Origin of the sequence: Microcoleus sp. AR_TQ3_B6, assembly GCF_036702785.1 — a bacterium.
Classification (GTDB): Bacteria; Cyanobacteriota; Cyanobacteriia; order Cyanobacteriales; family Microcoleaceae; genus Microcoleus.
Window position 1 is genome coordinate 1 of sequence record NZ_JAUBVJ010000199.1, and the last position, 3,317, is coordinate 3,317.

The window sequence follows — 3,317 nt, forward strand, 5'->3', positions numbered from 1 at the left end:
CGGACTTCGGCTTTAAGGTTGAATAAGGCGTCAGTGTCAATGCGTTGGTAGAGTTCGGGATTGACTTGGAAGCTGAGACGGCACTCGATGAGTTGGTTGTCTTGTTTGGTTAGGGCTAGGGTGATGGCATGAAAGGTTAGGGGAGATTGGGAGGAGTCGCGTAGCGTTACTTCACTGTTGAGTTGATGATTTTCCGTCTTTGCGTTCATGTATAGTTTTCCCTCAGCTTAAAATTTAATCGGTTCAGCCCTTTATGCAATAAACCCGAATTTCCGTGCAATCTACTGAAAGCTATTCTCGCTTCCCACCCAATCAAGCCATCTTCAAGAAGTAGAGCATCCGTCTGATTAAGGCTGAAGTGAGACGATCGCTGTTTTTAGAAAGCGATCGCCCTTCCCAAGCCGATTATCTCTGCGATCGCCCCCTGTCTCATCTCAGCAGGGTCGGCCTGGCAACTCGACGATTCGAGCAGAGTGAACCATCGCCCTTTTAAATACTTGGTATGAGTTCAAGTGGACAATGCCTGTAGTACCATCTAATAACGTTAGATGACCAAAGAAATACCATTTTCCTTTGCTTGTTCTTCCAGCCTCAATATTGAGTTTCGTTCAATAGGATTACCCAGAAGCAAAAGTAGCTTCAATCCCTTCATTTTGAGTAAAAACTCTGGCACCTCCCGTATTTTACAGTACGACAGAATAAGCGTCTCTAAGTTAGACAAATCCATGAGACAGTCGGGAACTCTAGATATATTGGTCTGTTTCAAAGATATCTCTTTTAAGTTTTTTAAACTTGCAATTGCCTCAGGGATTTCAGATATCTGTGTTTCTTCTAGACTCAGTTTTTCAAGCCTTCTCAAGGCTGGGAAAGTAGCAGGCAGTGAACTCATAGGGCACTTGTCCATGTTCAATCCTCGTAAATTGGGTAGATGGGCTACTCCTTCAGGAAAAACTTGTAAGGAGGTCTGGTACAAATCTAATCCTTCTAAATTTACTAATTCGGCAATTTCATCAGGAATAACGCTTATTTTATTCCTACCTAAACTAAGATTTTTGAGCTTGGAAAATTTTCTTATAGTATCTGGAATTGATGAAATTTTATTTTGAAATAAGTCCAACCATTCCAAGCTTAGAGGCAAGTCTGGAAAAGAATACAGATCATTTATGTTTGCACGGAACCAGCTTAGATTTCCGAGTCCAGATAAAGAGGGTAATTCAATTAATGAATTGTCATAAACGCTTAAATCAGTTAAGTTAGAAAGCCTGCCAACAGGATTCGGGAGTGACTTCAATCTATTGCCAGATAGTTGAAGATCTTGCAACCGACCTAAATTTCCAATACTGTCTGGAATTTCTTCAAGCAAGTTTTCATTAAGGTAAAGTTTTTCAAGATTTTCTAGATTACCAAAAGATGCAGGAATGGACTCTAGCCTATTGTGTGACGCATTCAAGCATTTTAACTGCCTTAATTCTCCTATGTCATTTAATTCTTCAATACAGTTGTTCTCCAGATAGAGTTCTTCTAGATAAGGATATTGACTGAAGTTAATGGGTACTTCATCGAGTTCCTGATCTGCAAAATCCAGCCTTGTGTCCGAATACTCTGTCTTCATAAATAATTTTTCCTCAACTCTCTTTTATGCTTAGCTCCAAATATTCCTTTATCCTCTTTGAAAATTCATTAATAATGGTGGTTTCTTCATTTCCCGAATTATTTCTGTAATACTCCTCTAATCCACTAACCAATGAGGGATTCTTCTTGATGGCTTCAAAGTCCCTATCCGTCACATTTTTGATCGGGTTCAGGTTAGGGGGATATGTTTCTATATCCTTGTCCGTACTGTAAACACCTTTATTGACCGCCTTTTTAGCTGTATCCCCATGTGGATCGCTAGCAGTTTGGGTCATAGACATATGTTCATAAACTTCAGAAGATTTATACTCACCCTTGGCTACTTTCTCCTTCTCTTTGAGCGTCATCTGTTTTGGCGGAACGTTAGAGTCATTGTTTAGGTTGCTACGTTTGTCAAGCAAAAGCATATTAGTAATATGGGACACACTCCATCTCGCTGGCTCTGCCACTAAGGATGCTATGAAAGTAACTGATATTTCGTCGTTGGTTACCCTATCTGGAAATGTTTTGTACCAATCTTTCGCTTCATTCGGAGGAAGGGGAGCTGACTCATAGCTATACTTACTTGAAATCTTGGAAGGTAAAGCTATTGTGCTTTTCTTCTTACCATAATCATTTTTAATCGTAATATTGAGACCCTTGTTATTAAGTGATGGGTTCTTAATGAAATTAAGAATATCCAAATACTTTGCAGGGTTAGATAGACCAGACTTTAGGGCACTAATCTTGGCTTTATCTTTCTCTTTCTCTTCCTCTGAGTATCGTAGCTTCCCAATTGTTGAAATTATAGAATCTAAGACTTCTCCAGGCTTCGATCCACCGATTGCATAGAAATAATTCGTGATGCCCTCCTCCTTAGGCACAATGTAGTAGTTAGAGGCTGTCTCTACAAAGAACTCGCCAGATCCTACCCCAAAGGTATTCTGAGGAACAAACTCTGCCTTGCAAGCATTCGCATATTTTCTTTGAGCTGCCGATATCTTCTCGTGTATGCGTTTACTTTTTTCCTTTAAGATTTCGTCCTCTTTACTCTGAATTTCTGCATGTTTTTCTCTTTCCTCTGCTTCACGTCTTGCCCTCGCCTCCGGAGAGAAGTCCTCTTGTGCTATCGGTTTCTTATCATCACTGAAGCTAGACGCCTTTCCCCCACTGTAACTCTCTGCTGCTACCTTTTCCAATGCCTTGTATAGAAGTTTCTTAAATCTGGCATGATCCTGTTGACCTTCAATCTCAAATTTGATTTCATAGTCGTTAGGTGCAATCCTCACAGTCACATCAAGGTCATTGTCTTTCTTGTCCTCACCCACTGGCTTGAACTTTATATCTAGATTTATCCCCTTCTCTAATTGAGGTTGATATTGATTCTTTAACGCCTCGCATTCTTTTGTCTTTCTCGCATAAAATTCTTCAAATGTTTCATTTTTATTTGCTTTCTTCTTAAGTTCATTTCTAATCTTCTCGCCAATCGCTTTGTGCTTATTCTTATCGCTTGACAAACCAAACTTATTACCAATTTCTTGTAATCTATTCTTGCCTTTCTCCTTCCATTCCAGAAGCTTCTCTTCGCCTGCTTTAAGTTTCTGACCCAACTTACTCGGCTTAAACTTATCCTTCGCAGTTCCCCACAAACCCCCTGCCTTTTCACCCAAAGCTTCCAGCTTCTTACCCGGCAAACTCTTCACCGC

General features: G+C 40.2%; 2 protein-coding genes and 1 pseudogene. All 3 read right to left on the reverse strand.

The genetic code is table 11. The features are described 5' to 3' along the window. Window positions 1-209 (reverse strand): annotated as a pseudogene (locus tag QUB56_RS36525) (YbjN domain-containing protein); the annotation flags it as partial. A gap of 335 nt (window positions 210-544) precedes the next feature. Further along, on the reverse strand, window positions 545-1,612 hold the full coding sequence (locus tag QUB56_RS36530; protein WP_332961242.1) for a leucine-rich repeat domain-containing protein: 1,068 nt from the start codon (window positions 1,610-1,612) through the stop codon (window positions 545-547). A gap of 13 nt (window positions 1,613-1,625) precedes the next feature. Next, window positions 1,626-3,317: hypothetical protein (locus tag QUB56_RS36535; RefSeq protein ID WP_332961243.1), on the reverse strand; the 1,692-nt coding region annotated here is incomplete at its 5' end.

What these genes read in the sequence shown, in the direction of transcription:
- QUB56_RS36530 (WP_332961242.1), bottom strand. Translation starts at nt 1,612, where the DNA reads ATGAAGACAGAGTATTCGGACACAAGGCTGGATTTTGCAGATCAGGAA.